The sequence below is a fragment of the Streptosporangiales bacterium genome (genome assembly GCA_009379955.1).
Lineage (GTDB): Bacteria > Actinomycetota > Actinomycetes > Streptosporangiales > WHST01 > WHST01.
The window spans coordinates 1-20897 of sequence record WHST01000117.1 but is presented as its reverse complement, the minus strand read 5'-3'; the positions used below and the strand labels follow the sequence as shown (position 1 = coordinate 20897).

Here is a 20897-nt window from a genome sequence, read left to right as displayed (position 1 = left end):
TGATCGCTGATCGCTGAGCATCAACGACGAGCACGACCACCTCACTCATGCCGGCACACGGCCCGCCACGCTAACCGCCCAGCAGCCCCATCAGCGCCGCGGCGCGGCGGATTCGCCAATACGGACCCACGCTCCTAGCGGGAGCACGACGCTCGCCCCGCCGGCGCTCTCGGCGGGTCAGCGCCGGCTTCCCACGATGAAGGTGCGCTGCACATCGTGATTCGGGTGTTCCACACGCTGCAGCATGTGGGAACACCCGACTCGCGGTGTCCACACCACTGCCGGGATGCCTGGTATCGCCCTGGGTTCGGCCCTGACCGGTCCCTTACCTAGGGTGGGGGAGTTTGCATGGTCGAGCGAGGAGGATGACGTGGCGAGGATCGCGGTGGTCGGAGCCGGCCTGATGGGATCGGGCATCGCCCAGGTGTCGGCGCAGGCGGGTCACGAGGTCGTCCTCCGCGACGTCGGCAGGGAGCAGCTCGACCGCGCGCTCTCCGGCATCCGTTCGAGCCTCGACAGGTTCGTCGCCAAGGACAGGCTCAGCGCCGACGACGCGGCGGCATCGGTCGACCGGATCAGCGTCAGCACCGACCTCGACGCGGCCGCCGACGCCGACATCGTCGTCGAGGCCGTCTTCGAGGAGATCGAGGTCAAGCGCGAGGTGTTCGCGGCGCTCGACGCGATCTGCCGCGACGACGCGGTGCTCGCGACCAACACCAGCGCCATCCCCGTCACGCAGATCGCGAGTGCCACCGGACGCCCGGAGTCGGTCGTCGGCACGCACTTCTTCTCGCCGGTACCGATGATGGCGCTGTGCGAGCTCGTCCGTGGCCGCCGGACGAGTGACGACACGCTCGCCCGCGCGCGCGACTACGTCGAGGGGATCGGCAAGACCGCGATCGTGGTCAACCGCGACATCGGGGGATTCGTCACCACGCGGCTGATCAGCGCGCTCGTCGTGGAGGCGGTGAAGCTCTACGAGGCCGGTGTCGCCTCGGCCGAGGACATCGACACCGCGTGCAAGCTCGGCTTCGGTCACGCCATGGGCCCGCTGATGACGACTGACCTCACCGGCCTCGACGTGCTGCGCCACGCGACGCTCAACGTCTGGAAGGAGACGGCGGACCCGAAGTTCTTCCCGCCCGAGCTGCTGACCCGGATGGTCGAGGCCGGTCAGCTCGGCCGCAAGTCCGGTGAGGGCTTCTACTCCTACGACTGATTACTCCCTACGACTGGGAGTCCTGGTCGCCGGGCTGCTCAGCGGTGGTCTTCTCTGCGGCCTTCTTGGTGGCCTTCTTCGCCGTCGGCTTCTTCGCAGTGGTCTTCTTGGCCGCGGGCTTCTTGGCGGCGGACGCCTTCGCGGCCGAGCCGCCACCCGTCGCCGTGCTGGACGGCGAGGTCGCCGACTTCTCGTCGTTCGCGGCCGCCGATCCGTCGGACTCCTGCTTCGCCTTCGGCTCGCCGTCGGGATCCGCCTCGGACTCGCCCGCCTCGGACGTCCCGTCTTCGGCCTTCTCGGAGTCGGTGTCCTCGCGGGACTTCTCTGCCGGGTCGGCGCCCTGGCGCTCGGCGGGGGCGGCGGTGTCGTCGGCGCCGCCGCCGGTCGCGGTGCGGACGTAGCCACGCAGACCCGCAGTGGAGAGGTCGATCGGATGCGTCCGGATGTGCTCGTCGAGCTTGGCAAGGGCGCGGACGACCGCCTCGTGACCGCCCTCGCCGCGATGCTCCTCGTGCGCCGCGAGTCCTACCTCGCGGAGCAGCACCTCGGCCTGCCTGCGCGCCTGCAGGTCCTCGATCCGCTGCTGACCCTGCTCACGCGCCACGCGCGCCTGCGACTTGGCGCGGCTCGCGGCTTCCTTGGCCCTGTCCAGGAACCCCATGGCCCTACCATCCTCCCGACGTGGTGTGACCGACGTTATGCGACACGTGAGCACCGCCGAGCGCGACCCCCCGGTTCCCGGCGCGGAGACGACCGAACCGGTCAGAAGAGACGCTGGGACGGGTCGTCGAGCCCGCGCAGGGCCTGGTAGTCGAGCGTCACGCACGTGATGCCGCGGTCCATCGCGAGGACGCGCGCCTGCGGCTTGATCTCCTGCGCGGCGAAGACCCCGCGGACCGGAGTGAGCAGCGGGTCGCGGTTGAGCAGCTCGAGGTACCTGGTGAGCTGCTCGACTCCGTCGATCTCGCCGCGCCGCTTGATCTCCACCGCGACGGCGGCGCCCTCGGCATCCCTGGCCAGGATGTCGACGGGACCGATGGCGGTCGGGTACTCGCGCCGGACCAGCCGCCAGCCGGGGCCGAGGCTCTCGATCTGCTCGGCGAGCAGCTCCTGCAGGTGCGTCTCGACGCCGTCCTTGCGCAGGCCGGGGTCGACGCCGAGCTCGTACGAGGTGTCCTTGAGCACCTCCTCGAGACGGATCGTGAGCGTCTCGCCCGACTTGCCGAGCACCTGCCACTCGCCGTCGCGCTCGTGCAGCTGGCACGGCGGCGACATCCAGTTGAGGGGTTTGTAGGAGCCGCCGTCGGAGTGCACGAGCACCGAGCCGTCGGCCTTGACGATGAGCAGCCGGAGCGCGGAGGGCAGGTGGGCCTCGAGGCGGCCGCTGTAGTCGACGGAGCACCGGGCAATGACGAGTCGCACGGTCCGTCACGGTAGTACTGCGCCCGAACACCCGGCACACCCGGTCCCGCGCATGCTCTGAGAGACTCCCGGGGGGCTCGCGCGGAAGGGGTACGGACGCCAGATGACGGTGGAATCCGGCACGGAGATCGGCAAGGTCGGCGTAATCGGCCTCGGCACCATGGGAGCGGGCATCGTCGAGGTGTTCGCCGGCGGCGGACTCCAGGTCGTGGGCGTCGAGTACAGCCTCGACCTCGTCGAGGCGGGACGCGACCGGCTGCGACACTCCACCGAGCGGGCGGTCCGCCGCGGCAAGCTCGCCGCCGACGGCCGCCAGGCGCTGCTCGACCGGGTGACGTTCTCGTCGTCGTTCGACGACCTCGCCGACTGCGACCTGGTGATCGAGGCCGTGAGCGAACGGCTGGAGCTGAAGCGGGAGATCTTCCGCCGCCTCGACGAGATCGTCGGGGCCGACGGCATCCTCGCGTCGAACACGTCCTCGCTGTCGGTCACCGAGATCGCCACCGCGACGGCGCGGCCGGCACAGGTCATCGGCATGCACTTCTTCAACCCCGCGCCCGTGCAGCGGCTCGTCGAGGTGGTCCAGACCGTCTCCACGAGCGAGGAGGTCGTCGCGGCGGTCGTGGCCCTGGCGCACCGCCTCGGCAAGCATCCCGTCGTCGCCGGCGACCGCGCGGGCTTCATCGCCAACGCGCTGCTGTTCGGCTACCTCAACCGCGCGGTCACGATGTACGAGAACGGCCACGTGTCACGCGAGGACGTCGACACCGCCATGCGGGTGGCGTGCGGCTACCCGATGGGCCCGCTCGCCCTCCTCGACCTCATCGGTCTCGACACCGCGGTCGAGGTGCTCGCGACGATGTACCGGCAGACCGGCGACCGGCTGTACGTCGCCTCGCCGCTGCTCGGCCAGCTGGTGACGGCGGGCCGGCTGGGCCGCAAGGCCGGACGCGGTTTCTACACCTACGAGTCGGCGGGTTCCGGCGCGCTGGTCGACGACGCGCGCACGCCCGTGCCGAGGTCCGTCGCGCACGACGTCACCAGGGTCGGGCTGGTCGGCTCGGGCGCCCAGGTGAAGGCCGTCGGCGCGATGCTCGAGGCCGCCGGCGTCGAGGTGCGCCGCGACTCGACGGCCGCCGACTGCGACCTCGTCGTCGCCGCGGCGTCCGGCGTGCCGGTCATCGAGCTCGCCGTCGCGGCCGGGCGTCCGTCCGACGTGGTCGGCATGAACGTCCCGATGCCCGACTCCGACGTCGTGCAGGTCGTGCGCACCGTCGAGGCGTCAGACGCCGCCGTGGAGTCCGCGGCGTCCCTGTGTCTGGCGGCCGGCAGGACCCCGGTCGTCAGTGCCGACCGCGCCGGCCTCGTGGTCGACGCGCTGCTGTTCCCGTACCTCAACGACGCGGCCCGCATGGTCGAGTCCGGCTACACCACCGCCGACGGCGCCGACGCGGCGATGAAGCTCGGTTGCGCGCTGCCCCAGGGCCCGTTCGAGGTGCTCGAGGAGGTCGGCCTCGGCGTGGCGCTGGGCAAGCAGTGGGCGATCTACGACGAGGTGCGCGAGCCCGGCCTCGTGCCGAGCCCGCTGCTGGTCGAGCTGGTGACGGCCGGACGAGGGTTCAGGGACTAGAGCGAGCTAGCCGCAGCCGCACCCGCCGCCGCAGCAACCACCGCCGCCACCGCCACCGGCGGGAGCGGACGCCGTCGCGGCCGCACGGCCGGTGACCGCGGGGCTCGAGTACACGCGGTCGGCCCGCGGGGAGCCGCACGGGCAGCTCGTCACCGCACCCGACTCGGCCATCGGGCGGACCACCTCGAACTCGTCGCCGCAGGTGCGGCAGTGGTACTCGTAACGTGCCATGCGGTCAGCCTACTGTGCCGACGACTACCGCCCGGCCCATGGGACGTCGCTCACGTCCGCCGCACTAGGGTCGGGGTGTGGCGGAGATCCGATACGACACCGAGCTGCCGGCCCGGCGCACGCCGCTCACCCTGCACACCGCGGACGGGCTCGAGCTGGTCGGTGAGCTCGCCGTCCCCGAGCAGGCGGCGCCGGTCGCGACGCTCGTCACCCTCCATCCGCTGCCCACCCACGGCGGCATGATGGACAGCCACGTCTACCGCAAGGCCGCCGCCCGGCTGCCCGCGATGGCCGACCTCGCGGTGCTGAGGTTCAACACGCGAGGCACGTCGAGCGAGCAGGGCACGAGTGGCGGTGAGTTCGACGGTGGGGACGCCGAGCGGTACGACGTCGCCGCGGCCCTGGAGTACACCGAGTTCCACGACCTGCCGCACGTCTGGGTGGTCGGCTGGTCGTTCGGTACCGAGCTGGCGCTGAAGTGGGCGAACGACCCGCTCGTCGAGGGCGCGATCCTGCTGTCCCCGCCGCTCAAGCGTGCCGGTGACGACGAGCTCGACCGGTGGGCACGCTCGGGCAGGCCGCTCGTCGCGCTCGTCCCCGAGTTCGACGACTACCTGCGGCCCGACGAGGCACGGCGGCGCTTCGCCAGGGTGCCGCGGGCCGAGGTCGTCGCGATCGAGGGCGGCAAGCACCTCTGGGTGGGCGAGTCGTACGTACGCCGCGCGCTCGACGAGATCGTCCGACGCGTCAACCCGGCCGCATTCCCGCTCCCGACCGAGTGGCCCGCAGCACCCTAGGCGCGTTCGAGGCGGGGGATCACGACCTCGCGGAACAGCAGGAGCAGTGCCGCCGCGCTCGGGATCGCGAGCAGGGCGCCGAGCACGCCGAGCAGGCTGCCGCCGATGAGGACCGCGATCACGGTCATCGCCGCGGGCAGCTCGACGGCGCGCTTCATCACCCGCGGGTAGATGAGGTAGTTCTCGAGCTGCTGGTACCCCACGTAGAAGATCGCGGTGGCGATGCCGGTGGGGACGCCACTGGTGAACGCGACGAGAGTGACGATGACCGCGCCGATGGTGGCGCCGATCATCGGGATCAGGTCGAGGAGCAGCACACACAGCGCGAGCGGCAGGGCGTACGGCACCTGCCAGGCGAGCAGCCAGATGTAACTCGTGACGCCCGCGATGAGACCGATGGTGGCGGCGCCCGAGACGTAGCCGCCGACCCGGCCGATGATCTCGTTGCCCAGCAGCTCGACGCGCTCGCGCCTGGTGCGCGGGGCCAGGTGGTAGAGGGTCTTCTTGATCTTGGGCAGCGAGGCGAGGAAGTACAGCGTGAGGATCAGCACGCTGAACGTGTTGAACACGCCGCTCGCGATCGCCTTGCCGGCGCCGATGATCCCGCTCGCGAGGCGCTCGCCGAGGCCCTGTCCCTGCTGGTCCAGGTAGTCCTGGGCGCGTTCGATCAGCTGGTAGCGGTCGTCCCACCGGTTGATCGTCGGGTTGTTCTGCAGGGCGGCGATGTAGTCGTTGCGGTTCTCCCACAGGTCCTGGGACTGCTGCACCAGCGGGGGGACGATCGCGGAGAAGAAGCCGGCGACGAAGATCAGCACGCCGACGAACACGATGGTGACGCACCAGACCCGGGGGATCTTGCGGCGGCGGAGGAACTCGACGGCGGGGTTGAGGCCGACCGCGAGGAAGAGCGCCACGAGCAGCAGGATCAGGACCTGGCGGACGCTGATGACCGCCTGGACGAGTCCCCAGGCCACGGCGACGCCGAGCGCGCCGGTCAGCCCGAAGAGGAACGGCGACTGACCGAACGGCCGACCCGGGCGGCCGAACGGGAACCGCGAGCCCGCGCTGGCGGCGGGCTCGTTCTCGGCGGGGGGATCGCTCCGCTCGCGCTCCCCGGGCCGTGCCGACGCGACCGCGGCCGCGGTCTCGGCGGCGCCGGCCGACGGCTCGCGCGCAGGCGTGGGAGCGTCGGAGCCGGCGGTCGGCTCGTCAGTGGTCTGGTCGTCGGGCGTCGTCGGTCTCGGTCGGTCGCCGCTACCGGCGTCGTCCGACTCCCCGTTGGTCGGCGTGCTCACGACTCAGTGGTGCTGTCCGGGCGCACCGGGCGAACCCTGGTGGACGGGTCGGTTCTGGTGCGAGCCGGGGTGGTGCTCGGGCCGCTCCCGCCACCGGGCCTCGGCGCCACCGGACGGACCCCGGTCTCCGCCGCCCTGCGCCTGGCTGCCGTGCGACTGGCCGCTCGGCGACTGGCTCCCCTGCTGGGACTGTCCGCCGTGCGCCTGTGCCCCCTGTGCCTGGGCTCCTTGCGACCGACCACCCTGCGACTGGCCACCCTGCGACTGGCCGCCCTGCGACTGGCCGCCGCCCGCGGGCTTGTCGCCCTGCGACCCGCCGCCGGGACCCTTCTGACCGGTCGTCGCGGAGAAGTCGAGCGGGGCGGCCACGCCGAGGAGGCTGCGCAGCTGCTCCATCTGGCTGTTGACCGCGGTCTTCTTGCGCTCGAGATCGGCGAGGTCACGCTCGGTCTGCTCGCGGGTGCGTGCGGCGTGGGTCTCGGCGTCGGAGCGGACGCGGTCGGCGTCCTCCTGCGCCAGCCGGACGAGCTGCTCGGCCTTCTGCTTCGCCTCGGTGACCCGCTTGTCGGCCTCCTCGGCTGCCGACCTCTTGCGCTGCTCGGCGCCCTGGATCGACTCGCGGTCGCGCTTCTCCGCCTCCTCGACGGACGAACGCTTGCGTGCCTCGGCCTCGTCGACGGAGGTGCGCTTGCGCTTCTCCGCGTCGTCGACCGACGTCTTGCGGCGCTCCTGGACCTCCTTGTCGAGCTCCTCGCGCCGCCGCTTGACCTCGGCCGCGAGCTCGGCCTCCTGCTTGCGCTGCCGCTCCGCGCTCGACTCGGCGTCGCGCTGGGCCTTGCCGACGATCTGCTCGCGCAGCTGCTCGGCCTCCTCGCGCGCCCGCCGGACGAGGTCGGTGGACTCCTCCTCGGCCAACCGCAGCAGCTGCTCGACCCGGCCGCCGAGTCCGGCGTAGCTCGGACTCGTCTGCTCGGTGGCGCGCTTCTCGGTCGACTCGAGGGCATGCTGCAACTCGGTGTTGTGCTCGCGCAGCTGCCTCGTGGACGCCTCGATCTGCGCGACGTAGTCGTCGACCTGGTTGCGTGCGTAACCACGCATCACCACGTCGAAGGCCTGGTTCGAGAAGAAATCGTCAAGCGGCGGCTGATCAGGCGTCATGCCCCCCATCTTTGCAGAGTCACCTGAGAGTGAGCAGGGGGTGCGGCCGTCGACACGCGCAGGCATGGTAAAGAGTCTTCGTCACGCGAACCGAACCACCGCGTGCAGTTGGGTATCGCAGGCTGCGAGAGGGTTGGGGTCGTGCGCAGCCGCGGCGATCCGCCGCTACGACGATGGGGAGACTCGCGATGAAGACGTGGCGATCGGCGCTGGGCACGGTGCTCACCGCCGTCCTCTGCGCGGCCGTGCTGACGGGATGCGGCCTGTTCGGCGACGACAACGTGGCCTCGGAGAAGCCGCCGCAGATCACGGTCGGCGCCAACGGCAAGGTCGAGAACTCGATCAGGTCGGTCACCAGCGAGCAGGGCGGCTACCGGATCACCGTCGACGTCATCGAGCTCAAGCGGTACGACAAGGTGCTCCGGCTCGTGTTCGCGGTGACGCCGCAGAGCAAGGGCAGCACTGACCCGCTGGCCAGTGATTTCCTCAGCGTTGACGCGTTGGGCGACGACGTGGCGGGCGTGTACCTGATCGACAGCGCCAACCTCCGCATGTACCCGGTCCTGAAGACCAACGGAGGTGGGTGCGTGTGCTCCGACGGCGTATCCGACTTCACCCTCGACCAGCCCACGGCGCTGTTCGCCGACTACCCGCTGCCACCGGAGTCCGTGGAGTCGATGACGGTGGTGCTGAGCGACCTCGGCCCACTGCCCGGCGTGAAGGTCTCGTCGTGACCCGCGCCGCCCTGCGCCGAGGTGCGGCGCTGGCCGTCGTGGCGATGCTGGTCGCGTCCCCCGGTACGGCGGGCGCGGAGACCCCGACGCCGACGGTCTGGAAGAGCCCGGGAGCCGGGGCCAAGTCGGCCAGGCCGATCCCGATCACGGGCACGTCGGTCTCCATGCAGGAGCGCAGGGAGCCGCTCGTCCTCATCGACGAGAAGCGGACGGGGAAGAAGCGCGCGCTCACCCTGTCCGCCGACGTGCTGTTCGCGAAGGACTCCGCCGACCTCGGCCCGGCGTCCAACGAGACGCTCGACGAGGTGGCCAAGAGGATCAGGGAGTCCGGCGCCAAGGGGCCCGTCGAGGTCACCGGACATACGGATACGGACGGGACGAGCGCGCACAATCTGGATCTCTCGACGAAGCGGGCGACGGCGGTGACCGAGGCGCTGACCTCGCGGCTCAGCGGCACCGGCACGACGCTGAAGCCGGTGGGCAAGGGGGAGACGGCCCTCGCGGTCGACCCCGAGCGTTCGCCGGCCGACAAGGCGAGGAACCGGCGCGTCACCGTCACCTACACGACCACCAAGGACGAGCCGGGCGAGGAGACGGAGCCGACCGACATCTCCGTCCCCGGCACCGAGATCGCCCCGCCGGCCAAGGGGCCCGAGGCGGCGGGCTCCCGCGCCGCCGTCGAGCGCACCTTCACCAGCGACGAGGGTGACAACAGGATCCAGCTCGACGTCATGAACGTCGACGAACACGGACCGTTCGTGTACGTCCGCGTGCGGGTCACCGCGGTGTCCCTCCCGGCCGACAGCACGGGGTACTCCGGCGTGCCCTACCTCTTCAGCGGCGACACCACGGTGAGCGACGACGCGTCCGACACGGTGCTCTTCGACGAGCAGGGCGGCACGAAGCTGCGCTACTACGTCACCGGCAAGGGCGAGCCGATCAGGTCGAGCATGCCGACATCCCTCGCGGAGGGTGAGTCCGCCGACGTCTGGTTCTACTTCACGGCACCGGAGCAGCACCGCGACGACCTCGACCTGTACGTACCCGCGTTCGGCACGATCAAGGCCCTCCAGGTCAAGGGGTGACCGGCGACCGGCGGCTCCTGGCCCTCGTGCCGTACGCCGCCGCCGGCGTCATCCACCTGGTCGCGTTGGCCGCCGCGGTCGACGGGCTCGGCACCGTCACCAAGGTCCTGCTCATGCCGACGCTCGCGCTCGCGCTCCTCGTGCTCGCGGGGGAGCACCGCGGCCACTGGACCTGGGGCACGGCGATCGCCCTGGTCCTCGCCTGGGCCGGCGACCTCGCCCTCAACGTGCCGCGCGACGTCTGGTTCCTCGTCGGGCTGGCGGCGTTCCTGCTGGCCCACCTCGTCTACGTCGGGGTGTTCTGGCCGTTCACCCGGCGGTCGGGCCTCCGGCGCCGCCCGTGGGCGGCGATCCCGTACACCGCGTGGTGGGTGGTCCTGCTCGCCGTGCTGGCGCCCGGCCTCGGCGACCTCGTGGTCCCGGTCGCGATCTACGGTCTCGTGCTCGGCGCGAGCGCGACCGTCGCCGTCGGCGTCAACAGGACGGTGGCGTGGGGAGCGGGCATCTTCCTGGTCTCCGACTCGCTGCTGGCGCTGCACCGCTACGCCGACTGGTTCGCCGTGCCGCAGCCGGACGTCTGGGTGATGGCGACCTACATCGCCGGGCAGGGGCTCATCGTGCTGGGTCTGGTGCGTGCTGGACGAGCTCGACCAGCACGCCGCCTGCGTCCTTCGGATGCACGAAGTTGACGCGAGAGCCTGCCGTGCCGCGCCTGGGCTCGTCGTACAGCAGTCGCAGGCCCCGGCCGCGCAGCGTCGCGCATGCCTCGTCGATGTCGTCGACGGCGTACGCGAGCTGCTGCATGCCGGGGCCCGAGCGGTCGAGGAACCTGGCGATCGTGGACTCGGGGGTGAGCGGCGCGAGCAACTGGACCTGGGTCTCGCCGTCGCCGACCGCGAGCATCACCTCGCGGACGCCCTGGTCCTCGTTGGTCTCCTCGTGCACCACCCGCATGCCGAAGGTGCGGGCGTAGAAGTCCTTGGCCTCGTCGAGGTCGCGGACGGCGATGCCGACGTGGTCGATCCTGCTGAACACCGCTTCCCTCCCGTGCGCTCCCTCGGTGTGGCGCTCGTCACGCCGTCGTCCGGCTCCCGCACCGCGGGCCGGCCCGGTGCACACCAAGTATCGTGGCGGACGAAGCCGCGATCCTGAGGAGGGCTCAGATGAGCGAGTCGGTGTCGGTGATCGTCGGAGGCGCACGCACGCCCATGGGGCGGCTGCTCGGGTCGTTGAAGGGATTCGCCGCCACCGATCTCGGTGGCGTGGCGATCCGCGGCGCCCTCGAGCAGGGTGGCGTCGCCGGGACCGACGTCGACTACGTCGTCATGGGCCAGGTGCTGCCCGCGGGCGGCGGCCAGGCGACGGCGCGGCAGGCCGCGGTCAACGGGGGGATCCCGATGAGCGTCCCGTCGGTCACGATCAACAAGATGTGCCTGTCCGGCCTCAACGCCGTCGCCCTCGCCGACCTCTACATCCGCGGCGGGCTGGCGCAGACCGTGGTGGCGGGCGGCATGGAGTCGATGACCAACGCGCCGCACCTGCTGCGTGGCGGGCGCGAGGGACACAAGTACGGCTCGATCACCCTCATCGACCACATGGAGTACGACGGGCTGACCGACGTCTTCGACTCCTGCCTGATGGGCGAGCTGACCGACCGGCACAACGACGCGCTGGGCATCGAGCGCGCGGAGCAGGACAGGTTCGCCGCGCTGTCGCACCAGCGCGCGGCCGCCGCGCAGAAGAACGGCCTGTTCGCCGACGAGATCGTCCCCGTCGAAGTACCCCAGCGCAGGGGCGACCCCGTCGTGGTCACCGACGACGAGGGCATCAGGCCCGACACCACCGCCGAGACCCTCGCGAAGCTGCGTCCCGCGTTCCGTCCCGACGGCACGATCACGGCTGGCAGCGCTTCGCAGATCTCCGACGGCGCCTGCGCGCTCGTCGTGATGTCGCGCGAGCGGGCAGAGCGCGAGGGCCTGCCGATCCTCGCCGAGGTCGGCGCGCACGGCATGGTCGCGGGTCCCGACTCCACGCTGCAGTCGCAGCCCGCCGGCGCGACCCGGGCCGCGCTCGACCGCGCGGGCCTCGACGTCGCGGACGTCGACCTGTTCGAGTTCAACGAGGCGTTCGCCGCCGTGGGTCTGCAGGCGATGAAGGAGCTCGGCGTCTCCGAGGACAAGGTCAACGTCAACGGCGGTGCCATCGCGCTCGGCCACCCGGTCGGCATGTCCGGTGCCCGCCTGGTGCTGCACCTCACGCACGAGCTGCGCCGCCGCGGCGGCGGCACCGGGGTGGCCGCGCTCTGCGGCGGCGGCGGCCAGGGCGACGCACTCGTCGTCCGCGTCCCCGCGGCGTGATCGGTCCCGATGAGCGACGAAGCGGGCGCGTGGACTGATGGGTGCCCCTGACGTCGCCACGCTCGTCGAGCAGGCCACGCAGGGGCGTGCCCGCGCCGTCGCCCGGTTGATCTCCCTGGTGGAGGACGACGCGCCGCAGCTGCGCGAGGTGATGGCCGCGCTTGCGCCGCACGCCGGCAACGCGCACGTCGTCGGGCTCACCGGCGCGCCGGGCGTCGGCAAGTCGACCGTGACCAGCGCGCTCGTCGCCCTGCTGCGCCGCGACGGTTACCGCGTGGGCGTGCTCGCGGTCGACCCGACGTCGCCGTTCTCCGGCGGTGCCCTGCTCGGCGACCGGGTGCGGATGCAGGACCACGCGACCGACGGCGAGGTCTACATCCGGTCGATGGCGACGAGAGGGCAGCTCGGCGGTCTCGCGGCCGCGAGCCTGCAGGCCGTCCGCGTGTTCGACGCGGCAGGCTGCGCGTTCGTCCTCGTCGAGACCGTCGGCGTCGGCCAGTCGGAGCTGCGGATCGCGTCGGAGGCCGACACCACGATCGTGCTGCTGGCCCCGGGCATGGGCGACGGCATCCAGGTGGCGAAGGCCGGCATCCTCGAGGTCGCCGACGTCTTCTGCGTCAACAAGGCCGACCGCGAGGGGGCCGACCACACCGCGCGCGAGCTCAACCAGATGCTCGCGCTGGGAGAGCGGCGCGGACCGGGCGACTGGCGTCCGCCGATCGTGCGCACCGTCGCCGTCAAGGACGAGGGTGTCGACGAGCTGGTGGCCGCGATCCTCAAGCACCGCGACTGGCTGGCGCGGGACGGCAGGATCGCGAAGGTCCGCCGCGACCGGATCGCCGACGAGATCGAGGCGCTCGCGCTCGGCCAGCTGCGCCGCAGGTTCGCCGACCTGCACGGCGACGCTCGCCTCGCGGTTCTGGCCGACCGGGTGGCCGACGGCGGCCTCGACCCGTACGCCGCGGCCGACGAGCTGGTCGCGAACCTCACCGACACCCCCTAACCCCGTACCGAACCGGAGGAACCACTGTGATCGTCGCGTTCTCCATCTCGCCGTCCGGCGTGGGTGCCTCGGTGGCCGACCACGTCGCCGACGCCGTCCGCGTGGTCCGCGAGAGCGGCCTGCCCAACCACACCGACGCGATGTTCACCACGGTCGAGGGGGAGTGGGACGAGGTGATGGACGTCATCCGCCGCGCGGTCGACGCCGTCGCCGCCCGCGCTCCGCGGGTCGGGCTTGTCCTCAAGGCCGACATCAAGCCCGGCGTCGACGACACGTCGGCAGCCAAGATGGAGCGGCTGGAACGCGCCCTGGGCGACGACGCCTGAGCCGTCCGCGTCTCAGCAGGTCGCGGTGACGCGGGCGTTGCGCGGTGACGCGTCGACCCGGAGCGTCACGGCGTCGAACGTGTACTCGAACCGGCACGCACCGGTCGTGACGTTGATCCGGTGCTGTCCGGTGAAGGCGGCGTCGACGGTGGGCTGCCCTTCCGGACTGACGGTACGCGAGGCGTACACGACGACCTCCTGGGTCAACGGCCCGCGTGCACGGCTCAACCGCACGGTCCGGTGGAATCGGCTCCGGTCAGGGAACGAGGTCGTGTTGCCGACCTGGAGCCGGTACGTGCCCGACGTGACCGGGTCGGTGTGCGCCACGGGGGAGTCCCGTGGCTCGACGAGGGTGCCGACGAGCCCACCCGCCACCACGAGAGACGTCCCGATCAGTCCCACCGCGACGGCCCGGCCCACGCGCCTCGCCGGGGTCAGCGCTGTCGCGACCGCCGGCACGACGACGAGCAGCGCCAGGGACAGCAGGGCGTAGGTCCCGTTGTACCGCAGGTGCAGCGGGTTCACGAGGAAGAGGATCGCCAGCACCAGACCCGCGGCGGCGACGGCGGCGGCGTACGTCCGCCTCGCCGGCCGGCGGACGCCGGCGATCGTGTCCCGCATCCCCGAACTCTCCCACAGCCCGGCCCACTCGTGGCCGTTCAGCTGACGGGCTGGAGTTCGACCACCTCGTCCTCGGGCCTGACCCGTGCATCATCGAGTGTTCCGGGTGAGTCGTCGGTCGTCGTGTCGTTGTTCTGGTGAGCCCGCCGTGGCAGTCGGAGCGCGATCGCGACGACGACGAGCGCGAGCACTGCGCTGATGAGGAAGGCGAGTCGCATTCCGTCGAGTCGGGCGAGTTCCGCGGCGACTCCGTCGATCGCCAGTTGGTCGGCACGCACGGTCATGACAGTCACCGCCAGTGCGGTGCCGAACGCCGCTGCGACCTGCTGCAGCGTGCCAAGCATCGAGCTGCCGTGGGAGTAGAGGTGCCTTGGCAGGGCGCCCAGCCCGAGCGTGAAGACCGGGGTGAAGATCGCGGCCAGTGACAACATCAGGAGCGTGTGCAGCCCGAGCACCTGCCAGTACGGCATCGTCATGGACAGCTGGGTGAGGCCGGCGAGCGCGGTCACGAATCCGAAGGAGCCGGGGATCACGAGCACCCGCCCACCGAACCGGTCGAACATCCGTCCGATGGTCGGGCCGAGCAGGCCCATGGCGACGCCACCGGGCATCACCAGCAGTCCGGTCTGCAACGGGCTCAGGCCGCGGAGGTTCTGCAGGAAGAGCGGCAGCAGGATCATCGATCCCAGCATCGCCATGAACGCCACCGACATCAGGATCAGCGCCTTGGCGTACGTCCCTTGCCGCAGCGTACGCAGGTCCATCAGGGGCGAGCCGTTGCGCTGGAGATGCAGCTGGCGTATCACGAAGACCGCGATCGCCGCCAGCCCGCCCACGACGAACACGGCCGAGGGGCCGACGCCACCTTCGGCGAACTGGGTGAGGCCGTAGACCAGTCCGCCGAATCCGACAGCGGCAGCGACCACGCTCAGCCAGTCGATGGTGCTGTGACGCGGCTGGCCGACGTTCTCGAGGCGACGCAGGCCGAACCACGTCACTGTGGCCGCGATCGGCAACACCAGCAGGAAGAGCATGCGCCATGAGCCGACCTGCAGGACGACACCCGAGACCGTCGGCCCCAGCGCCGGGGCCACCGATATCGCCATGGTCACGTTGCCCATCACCCGGCCCCGGTCGCGGTCAGGTACGACGGTCATCAGGGTCGTCATCAGCAGTGGCATCATCACTGCCGTGCCGGCGGCCTGGGTGATCCGGCCGAGGAGGAGAACCTCGAAGACCGGGGCAGCCGCGGACAGCGCGGTGCCGGTGAGGAAGACACCCATTGCGGTGGCGTAGGCCTGGCGGGTCGAGACCCGCTGGAGGAACCAGCCGGTGACCGGGATGACCGCGGCCATGGTCAGCATGAACGCGGTGGACACCCATTGCGCGGCCTGTTCCGTGACGTGCAGGTCCGCCATCAGCCGCGGGATCGCGTTGAGCAGGATGGTCTCGTTCAGGATCACCACGAACGTCGCCACCACCAGCAGTCGGATCACGGCAGGAGTACGCCCCGGCGCGCCAGCGGTGGCCGTTGCGGGGCTGGCAGGCAAGTCGGCAGGCATGAGTCCTCGCTCGGAGTAGGTGAGGGCGTCTGCCGGCATCTCGGCCCGACGAACTCTCGAAATCACGGTCACACTGGATCAGACCGGCACGGCGCCAAGAACTCATCGGTGACGACATGACCTGCTGAACCCGGACGGCAGATCCGGTGTCGGGAAGGACGACGGTCCGGCGGCCTCGGTGCGGGCGCGGCGCCCGACGGCGAGCGTGTCGCCAGCGGTGGCTCACTCCAGGGCTGTGGCCAGGAGGCGTACGCCCTCCGTCAGCGTCGTCGGGGGGTTGGCGGCGTAGCCGAGGACGAGGCCGGGGCGGTGCGGGCGGATGGCGTGCCACGACAGCGGCTGCACCTTGACGCCCCGCGCCAGCGCCGCGGCCGCGAGGGCGACGTCGTCGACGTCGTCGCCGAACGTGAGCGTCAGGTGCAGGCCGGCCGCGGCGCCGTGCACGACCGCGCCTGGGAGGTGCGTGCGGACGGCGTCGATCATCGCGTCGCGCCTGCGGCGGTGCCGGCCGCGGAGGAGGCGGAGGTGGCGTTCCAGCGCGCCCGACCTCATCAGCTCGGCGAGCACCAGCTGCGGCAGGACGGCGTTGCCGAGGTCGGCGAACCGCTTGGCGTCGACGAGTGGGTCGCGGTGCGGCGGCGGCGCCAGCACCCAGCCGAGGCGCAGGGCAGGGGCGAGGAGCTTGGAGACGCTGCCGACGTAGAACGCGTGTTCGGCGACCATCGACCGCAGCGCGGGTACCGGCGGCCGGTCGTACCGGTGCTCGGCGTCGTAGTCGTCCTCGACGATCGTGCCGCCCTCGCCGGCCCACCGCATCAGCTCGCGGCGCCGCTCTCCGTCGAGCACCACGCCGGTCGGGAACTGGTGCGCGGGCGTCACCATGACGGTCGCCGCGCCGGTCGCGCGCAGCTCGTCGACCCGCAGACCGCCGGCGTCGACGGCGACCGGACGGGTGGCCATGCCGTGGTACAGCAGGTGCTGGCGGATGCCGAGTGAGCCCGGGTCCTCCACCGCGATCTCGCGCATCCCGGCGTCGTGCAGCACCCGCACGAGCAGGTCGAGCCCCTGCGCGACGCCGGCGACGACGACCACCTCGGCAGGGTCCACCCGGATCCCGCGCCTGCGGCCGAGCCAGTCGGCGACCGCGGACCGCAACGCGGGCGTCCCGCGCGGGTCGCCGTAGCCGAAGTCGGACGTCGAGAGGTCGGCGAGCGCCCGGCGCTCCGCGCGCAGCCACGCCGTACGCGGGAAGGCCGCGAGATCGGGCAGGCCCGGTGAGAGGTCGATCCTGGCGGGCGCCTCGCGCAGGGCGTCGAAGACGCCGGCACCCGGTGCCGTGGCGAACGGTGCGGACACCCCGCGGGCAGCGGGAGCCTCCGGCGCCGGTGCCGTGACGGGGGCCGCGACGACGACCGTCCCGCCGCGCCCGCGGCCGGTGACGTGGCCGTCCTCGCCCAGGCGCAGGTACGCCTCGATGACCACGCCGCGGGACACGCGCAGCTCCTCGGCGAGGACCCTCGTGGCCGGCAGCCTGCTGCCCACGGGCAGTCGCCCGTCCGCGATCGCCAGCCGGAGCCGCTCGGCCAGCCAGTCGGCGCGTCCACCGGGCGGCGCCTCGGCGACGTCCAGGTGCAGGAAGTCGGACCCGGCCGTTGTGGACCTGTCGTCGGCGCTGTCATTGGACCTGTTCACCGGACCATTGTGCCGGCAGTCTGGGGACGTGACCAGGGACGTACGCAGCGAGCGGAGGCATGACATGACGGTGGTCGACGGCGGGCGCACCGGTTACGTACACGGGTACACGGCGACCGAGAGCCGGCGGCTCGGCGACCAGGCCGACACCCTGGCGGCGCTGCTGCACCGGGGGACGGCGTACCCCGCGGGCAGCCGGGTGCTCGAGGTCGGGTGCGGGGTCGGCGCGCAGACCGTCCACCTCGCCGCCGCGAGTCCACGGGCGCGGCTGGTCGCCGTGGATGTCTCCGCGGAGTCGCTCGCCCAGGCGCGGGCCCGGGTGGCCGCGCAGGTGCCGGACGCGGCGGTGGAGTGGCACCGCGCCGACCTGTTCGCGCTGCCGTACGCGGACGCGTCGTTCGACCACCTGTTCGTGTGCTTCGTCCTCGAGCACCTGCCGAACCCGGTCGAGGCGCTGGCCGCGCTGCGCCGGGTGCTGCGGCCTGGCGGCACGATCACCGTGATCGAGGGCGACCACGGGTCGGCGTTCTTCCATCCCGACAGCGCCTACGCCCACGCGGCGATCGACTGCCTCGTCTGGCTGCAGGCCGCCGTCGGTGGGAACGGACTGATCGGCCGGGAGCTGCATCCGCTGCTGACCGCCGCGGGGTACGCGGACGTGGCGGTCGAGCCGCGGACGGTCTACGTCGACGACTCCAAGCCCGGGCTCGTCGAGGGCTTCACCCGGCAGACGTTCACGGCGATGGTCGAGGGCGTGCGCGACGACGCGCTGGCGGCCGGCCTGATGAGTGCGGAGGACTGGGACCGCGGGATCGCCGGCCTGCGCAGGACCGCGGCCGGCGGCGGCACGTTCCACTACACGTTCTTCAAGGGCACGGCCGTGCACCTGCCGTGACCCGGCCCGCCGGTCTGTCAGGATGGCGTCGCACGCGCCGCCGACGAGACCGGGACGAGCCGCATGGACCTGATGCTGATGTCGAACTCCTCCGCACCGGGTCAGCCGATGTTCGCGCACGTCGCGGACGAGCTCACCGAGTTCGTCGCGGGACACCGCGTGCTGTTCGTCCCCTACGCCCTCGCCGACCACGATGTCTACACCTCCCGCGTGGCACGGTCGCTCGACCCGTACGGCATCGAGGTCATCGGACTGCACCTCGCGCCCGACCCGGTCGCCGCGGTGGAGGCGGCGGACATCGTGTTCGTCGGCGGCGGCAACTCGTTCCGGTTGCTCCGTACGCTGCAGGACCTCGATCTCGTGCCCGCGATCCGGTCGGCTGCGTCGGCGGGCACCAGGTACATCGGTTCGAGCGCGGGCACCAACATGGCCGGTCCTTCGCTGCGCACCACCAACGACATGCCCATCGTCCAGCCGCGGTCGTTCGAGGCCCTCGGCCTCGTGCCGTTCCAGATCAACCCGCACTACCTCGACCCCGACCCGTCCTCGCGGCACATGGGCGAGACGCGCGAGGAGCGGCTGATCCAGTTCCTCGAGGAGAACGACGTGCCCGTGCTCGGGCTGCGTGAGGGCTCCTGGGTGCGGGTGTCCGGCGCGGTCGCCACGCTCGGCGGCGACCGCCGGGCCCGGCTGTTCGACCGTGGCGGCCTGCCGCGGGAGCTGGCGGCCGGCTCCGACCTGTCGTCGCTGCTGCGCCGCACCCCGGTCTTCGACGCCCCGACCCAGCCCTAGCCCTAGCCGGTTCGCGAAATGATCACGTTCACCTCGTGAACGTGGACTTCACCTCGTCCCGGCACGAGGTGAAGTCGCCGCTGATCACGTTAACGTGATCAGCGGGACAGCCCCAGCGCTAGGAGGTTGCGGCGCCCTGGAGGTGGCGCATCTCGCCGTAGAGGGCGACGAGGCGGGCGAACTCGTCCGGGTCGTGGAAGCGGCAGTCGCCGGCGCCGAGGTCCTTCGCGGTCTCGATGCAGAAGCGGACGGCCGACTCGACGCTCGCGAGGTCGGTGGCACCGGTGCCCGACCCGGGGACGGCTGCCTCGGTCGTGATCGCGACGCCGACCACCGGCGCGGACGTGGCGGTCGCGGGCTGTAGGAGCGAGTTCACGTGGTAGACGCCGTTGCCGTACGGCGTGATGTCCTGCGTCGTCACCGGCAGGACGACGGGCGCGCGACCGGTGACCCGCGTCGCGATGTCGAGGAGGTCGTCGGACACCCGCAAGACCCAGCCCTCCCTGACCGTCGGAGTGATCGCGAAACCGTTGTGGTTGCAGATGCGGTTGCCCTTGGTGGTGTCGACGGTCAGCACGGCGGCCATGTCGTCGTCGACCTCGTGGGAGTTCATCGTCGCGATGTCGACGGGGGAGTCCATGAACGGGACGGGATCGTGCGGACGGGTCGGCGCGTCCGGGCACACGTGCGTGGCGACCACGACGTCGCCCGGCAGGATGTCGCCGCGTGCGCGCATGCGGCCGAGCTTCGCCGCGGCCGCGAGCACGGTGAGGGCGCCGTCGCCGTCGGAGACGAACCCGATCCGCTCGGGACGGGCACCGAGGCCGCCGAGCCGTCCGACGAGACCGAGCGTCGGGGCGTCGCCGCCCGCGCTCCGGCCGCGGGAGCCCGGCACGACGGCGCGGACGAAGTCGGTGCCTCCCCGCTCGCCCTCGACGCGAGTGACGGTCACGTCGTCGAGCGACTGCTCGCGCAGCCAGGACGCGACGGATGCTCCGTCCGCTGCCGGGTCGTCGAGCAGTTCGTACCCGTCGATCACGTCACGCCAGGACACGGGATCGGCCTCCTCGGTGTTCGTCGGCAATCAGGGGCGGTCTTGACAGCGCGACCACCATGCTGTCTCCTGGGTGCGGTAATTGCAACGTCATCTCGGTATGTGCGATGAGACCTCTCGAGACTCGTGACCGACCCGTCGGGTACCTGCAGACCGCCGACCGCGCGCTGCAGGTGCTGAGCGCGTTCACCGCCACGTCACCGACGTGGGGCGTCAGCGCGCTCGCCCGCGCGCTCGACCTCGACAAGTCCCAGGTGCAGCGGCTGCTCGCCACGATGTCGATGCGGGGCTTCACCGTCTTCGACCCGCCGACACGCCGCTATCGGCTCGGGCCGGCGCTGGTCGGGCTCGGCCGGCTCGCCGAGGAGAGCGACGGCACCCTCACCCGGGTGCGCGACCTGCTCGTCCCGCTGGCCCAGCGCACCGGCGAGAGCGTGGTCTACAACGTGCCGGACGCCAACAGGTACCGGTGCGCCGCCGCCGTCGACGGGCCGGGGCCGTTGCGGTACACGACCATCGTCGGCGGCCTGTTCCCCGGGCACGGCGGCGCGAGCGGGCACGCGATGTTCGCCCACCTGCCGGAGTCGCGCGTACGCGCACTCTTCGGCGAGACGCTCGAACGCTGCACGCCGACCACGCCGACGACCGTCGAGGCGCTGCTCGCGATCTACGCCGAGGTCCGCCGCACCGGCATCGCGGTCTCGCACGGGGAGTACGACTCCCGCGTCGAGGCCGTTGCCGCTCCCGTGTTCGCCCAGGGGACCGTGACCGGCGCGGTCTCGGTGATCGGTCCGCGGGAGAGCATGCGCACGCACATCGAGGCGATCGTGCCCGACCTGCGGCGCACGGCCGACCTCGTGTCCGCTGCCCTGTCCGCACCCACGACCTAGGGATGCGCTGATCAATGAGCCATTCCCGGGATGACCGGCCTTCGGACGCTCGCGGTGGTTCCCGAACGGCTGCCGGGTTCTCTGCCGAGCCCCCTTGACCCCGGCTCGGGGGTCTGCGGGGCGGTTTCGGGCAG

22 protein-coding genes are annotated in these 20897 nt (G+C 71.8%); 12 read left to right on the top strand and 10 right to left on the bottom strand.

Annotated features, from left to right (window positions below):
* Positions 1-286 precede the first annotated feature (286 nt).
* Positions 287-1219 (top strand): 3-hydroxybutyryl-CoA dehydrogenase, encoded by a 933-nt coding sequence (locus GEV10_26005; protein ID MQA81885.1) that lies wholly within the window; start codon positions 287-289, stop codon positions 1217-1219.
* Positions 1220-1226: 7 nt separating this feature from the next.
* On the opposite strand, the gene GEV10_26000 is transcribed toward GEV10_26005, so the two are convergent.
* Together GEV10_26000 and nucS are read right to left on the bottom strand one after the other, a co-directional pair.
* On the bottom strand, positions 1227-1880 hold the full coding sequence (locus GEV10_26000) for a hypothetical protein (protein MQA81884.1): 654 nt from the start codon (positions 1878-1880) through the stop codon (positions 1227-1229).
* Between the two features lie 101 nt (positions 1881-1981).
* Complete coding sequence (gene nucS / locus GEV10_25995) at positions 1982-2641, bottom strand: endonuclease NucS (GenBank protein ID MQA81883.1); 660 nt, start codon at positions 2639-2641, stop codon at positions 1982-1984.
* 103 nt (positions 2642-2744) lie between these two features.
* On the opposite strand from nucS, the gene GEV10_25990 reads away from it, so the two are divergent.
* Positions 2745-4271, top strand: a complete 1527-nt coding sequence (locus GEV10_25990; protein ID MQA81882.1) for a 3-hydroxyacyl-CoA dehydrogenase family protein — start codon at positions 2745-2747, stop codon at positions 4269-4271.
* A gap of 6 nt (positions 4272-4277) precedes the next feature.
* Here GEV10_25990 and GEV10_25985 read toward each other — a convergent pair whose 3' ends face one another.
* A complete protein-coding gene (locus tag GEV10_25985; protein ID MQA81881.1) occupies positions 4278-4502 on the bottom strand; it encodes a zinc ribbon domain-containing protein in 225 nt (74 codons plus the stop codon).
* A 77-nt stretch (positions 4503-4579) separates the two neighbouring features.
* Here GEV10_25985 and GEV10_25980 point away from each other — a divergent pair, with 77 nt between their 5' ends.
* On the top strand, positions 4580-5299 hold the full coding sequence (locus GEV10_25980; GenBank protein MQA81880.1) for an alpha/beta hydrolase: 720 nt from the start codon (positions 4580-4582) through the stop codon (positions 5297-5299).
* Here the strand turns inward: GEV10_25980 and GEV10_25975 are convergent.
* Together GEV10_25975 and GEV10_25970 are read right to left on the bottom strand one after the other, a co-directional pair.
* The gene (locus GEV10_25975) at positions 5296-6594 is read right to left on the bottom strand and encodes an AI-2E family transporter (protein MQA81879.1); all 1299 of its coding nucleotides are present in this window, start codon (positions 6592-6594) and stop codon (positions 5296-5298) included. The two genes, GEV10_25980 and GEV10_25975, sit on opposite strands and share 4 nt — an antisense overlap.
* 3 nt (positions 6595-6597) lie before the next feature.
* Positions 6598-7818: a DivIVA domain-containing protein gene (locus GEV10_25970; GenBank protein MQA81878.1), complete on the bottom strand. Its 1221-nt coding sequence runs from the start codon at positions 7816-7818 to the stop codon at positions 6598-6600.
* 122 nt (positions 7819-7940) lie between these two features.
* Here GEV10_25970 and GEV10_25965 point away from each other — a divergent pair, with 122 nt between their 5' ends.
* Genes GEV10_25965 through GEV10_25955 form a run of 3 tightly spaced genes read left to right on the top strand, consistent with a single transcriptional unit; the run spans position 7941 to position 10260 of the window.
* The gene (locus tag GEV10_25965; protein MQA81877.1) at positions 7941-8486 is read left to right on the top strand and encodes a hypothetical protein; all 546 of its coding nucleotides are present in this window, start codon (positions 7941-7943) and stop codon (positions 8484-8486) included.
* Positions 8483-9571, top strand: coding sequence for an OmpA family protein (locus tag GEV10_25960; protein MQA81876.1), 1089 nt, complete (start codon positions 8483-8485; stop codon positions 9569-9571). Before GEV10_25965 ends, GEV10_25960 begins: the two co-directional genes overlap by 4 nt.
* The gene (locus GEV10_25955) at positions 9568-10260 is read left to right on the top strand and encodes a lysoplasmalogenase (GenBank protein ID MQA81875.1); all 693 of its coding nucleotides are present in this window, start codon (positions 9568-9570) and stop codon (positions 10258-10260) included. The genes GEV10_25960 and GEV10_25955 overlap by 4 nt, the downstream gene beginning before the upstream one ends.
* On the opposite strand, the gene mce is transcribed toward GEV10_25955, so the two are convergent.
* Positions 10184-10606 (bottom strand): methylmalonyl-CoA epimerase, encoded by a 423-nt coding sequence (gene mce / locus GEV10_25950; GenBank protein MQA81874.1) that lies wholly within the window; start codon positions 10604-10606, stop codon positions 10184-10186. The genes GEV10_25955 and mce overlap by 77 nt on opposite strands.
* Positions 10607-10734: 128 nt before the next feature.
* Between mce and GEV10_25945 the strand changes: the two genes are divergently transcribed.
* Genes GEV10_25945 through GEV10_25935 form a run of 3 tightly spaced genes read left to right on the top strand, consistent with a single transcriptional unit; the run spans position 10735 to position 13257 of the window.
* Positions 10735-11928: an acetyl-CoA C-acyltransferase gene (locus tag GEV10_25945; GenBank protein MQA81873.1), complete on the top strand. Its 1194-nt coding sequence runs from the start codon at positions 10735-10737 to the stop codon at positions 11926-11928.
* A 37-nt stretch (positions 11929-11965) separates the two neighbouring features.
* A complete protein-coding gene (gene meaB, locus GEV10_25940; GenBank protein ID MQA81872.1) occupies positions 11966-12931 on the top strand; it encodes a methylmalonyl Co-A mutase-associated GTPase MeaB in 966 nt (321 codons plus the stop codon).
* Between the two features lie 26 nt (positions 12932-12957).
* Positions 12958-13257, top strand: a complete 300-nt coding sequence (locus GEV10_25935) for a thiamine-binding protein (GenBank protein MQA81871.1) — start codon at positions 12958-12960, stop codon at positions 13255-13257.
* Between the two features lie 12 nt (positions 13258-13269).
* Here GEV10_25935 and GEV10_25930 read toward each other — a convergent pair whose 3' ends face one another.
* The 3 genes from GEV10_25930 to GEV10_25920 form a co-directional block, all read right to left on the bottom strand.
* The gene (locus GEV10_25930) at positions 13270-13878 is read right to left on the bottom strand and encodes a hypothetical protein (GenBank protein ID MQA81870.1); all 609 of its coding nucleotides are present in this window, start codon (positions 13876-13878) and stop codon (positions 13270-13272) included.
* 38 nt (positions 13879-13916) lie between these two features.
* Positions 13917-15440, bottom strand: a complete 1524-nt coding sequence (locus GEV10_25925) for a DHA2 family efflux MFS transporter permease subunit (GenBank protein ID MQA81869.1) — start codon at positions 15438-15440, stop codon at positions 13917-13919.
* Between the two features lie 222 nt (positions 15441-15662).
* On the bottom strand, positions 15663-17132 hold the full coding sequence (locus GEV10_25920; GenBank protein MQA81868.1) for an aminotransferase class I/II-fold pyridoxal phosphate-dependent enzyme: 1470 nt from the start codon (positions 17130-17132) through the stop codon (positions 15663-15665).
* A 64-nt stretch (positions 17133-17196) separates the two neighbouring features.
* Here GEV10_25920 and GEV10_25915 point away from each other — a divergent pair, with 64 nt between their 5' ends.
* Both GEV10_25915 and pepE read left to right on the top strand, forming a co-directional pair.
* Entirely contained in the window at positions 17197-18027 is an 831-nt protein-coding gene (locus GEV10_25915) for a methyltransferase domain-containing protein (protein ID MQA81867.1), read from the top strand.
* A 63-nt stretch (positions 18028-18090) separates the two neighbouring features.
* Positions 18091-18819, top strand: coding sequence for a dipeptidase PepE (pepE, locus tag GEV10_25910; GenBank protein MQA81866.1), 729 nt, complete (start codon positions 18091-18093; stop codon positions 18817-18819).
* Positions 18820-18937: 118 nt separating this feature from the next.
* Here the strand turns inward: pepE and GEV10_25905 are convergent, their stop codons facing one another.
* The gene (locus GEV10_25905; protein ID MQA81865.1) at positions 18938-19873 is read right to left on the bottom strand and encodes a DUF1177 family protein; all 936 of its coding nucleotides are present in this window, start codon (positions 19871-19873) and stop codon (positions 18938-18940) included.
* On the opposite strand from GEV10_25905, the gene GEV10_25900 reads away from it, so the two are divergent.
* Entirely contained in the window at positions 19810-20763 is a 954-nt protein-coding gene (locus GEV10_25900) for a helix-turn-helix domain-containing protein (protein MQA81864.1), read from the top strand. The two genes, GEV10_25905 and GEV10_25900, sit on opposite strands and share 64 nt — an antisense overlap.
* The last annotated feature ends 134 nt before the right edge of the window (positions 20764-20897 follow it).

Excerpts from the sequence above, each read along its gene's own strand:
- GEV10_26000 (MQA81884.1), bottom strand. The coding sequence starts at position 1,880 with ATGGGGTTCCTGGACAGGGCCAAGGAAGCCGCGAGCCGCGCCAAGTCG.
- GEV10_25990 (MQA81882.1), top strand. The coding sequence starts at position 2,745 with ATGACGGTGGAATCCGGCACGGAGATCGGCAAGGTCGGCGTAATCGGC.
- GEV10_25945 (MQA81873.1), top strand. The coding sequence starts at position 10,735 with ATGAGCGAGTCGGTGTCGGTGATCGTCGGAGGCGCACGCACGCCCATG.
- GEV10_25915 (MQA81867.1), top strand. The coding sequence starts at position 17,197 with ATGACGGTGGTCGACGGCGGGCGCACCGGTTACGTACACGGGTACACG.
- GEV10_26005 (MQA81885.1), top strand. The coding sequence starts at position 287 with ATGCCTGGTATCGCCCTGGGTTCGGCCCTGACCGGTCCCTTACCTAGG.
- GEV10_25970 (MQA81878.1), bottom strand. The coding sequence starts at position 7,818 with ATGCCTGCGCGTGTCGACGGCCGCACCCCCTGCTCACTCTCAGGTGAC.
- GEV10_25930 (MQA81870.1), bottom strand. The coding sequence starts at position 13,878 with ATGCGGGACACGATCGCCGGCGTCCGCCGGCCGGCGAGGCGGACGTAC.
- pepE (MQA81866.1), top strand. The coding sequence starts at position 18,091 with ATGGACCTGATGCTGATGTCGAACTCCTCCGCACCGGGTCAGCCGATG.
- GEV10_25965 (MQA81877.1), top strand. The coding sequence starts at position 7,941 with ATGAAGACGTGGCGATCGGCGCTGGGCACGGTGCTCACCGCCGTCCTC.
- GEV10_25925 (MQA81869.1), bottom strand. The coding sequence starts at position 15,440 with ATGCCTGCCGACTTGCCTGCCAGCCCCGCAACGGCCACCGCTGGCGCG.
- GEV10_25985 (MQA81881.1), bottom strand. The coding sequence starts at position 4,502 with ATGGCACGTTACGAGTACCACTGCCGCACCTGCGGCGACGAGTTCGAG.
- GEV10_25900 (MQA81864.1), top strand. The coding sequence starts at position 19,810 with ATGCTCCGTCCGCTGCCGGGTCGTCGAGCAGTTCGTACCCGTCGATCA.
- meaB (MQA81872.1), top strand. The coding sequence starts at position 11,966 with ATGGGTGCCCCTGACGTCGCCACGCTCGTCGAGCAGGCCACGCAGGGG.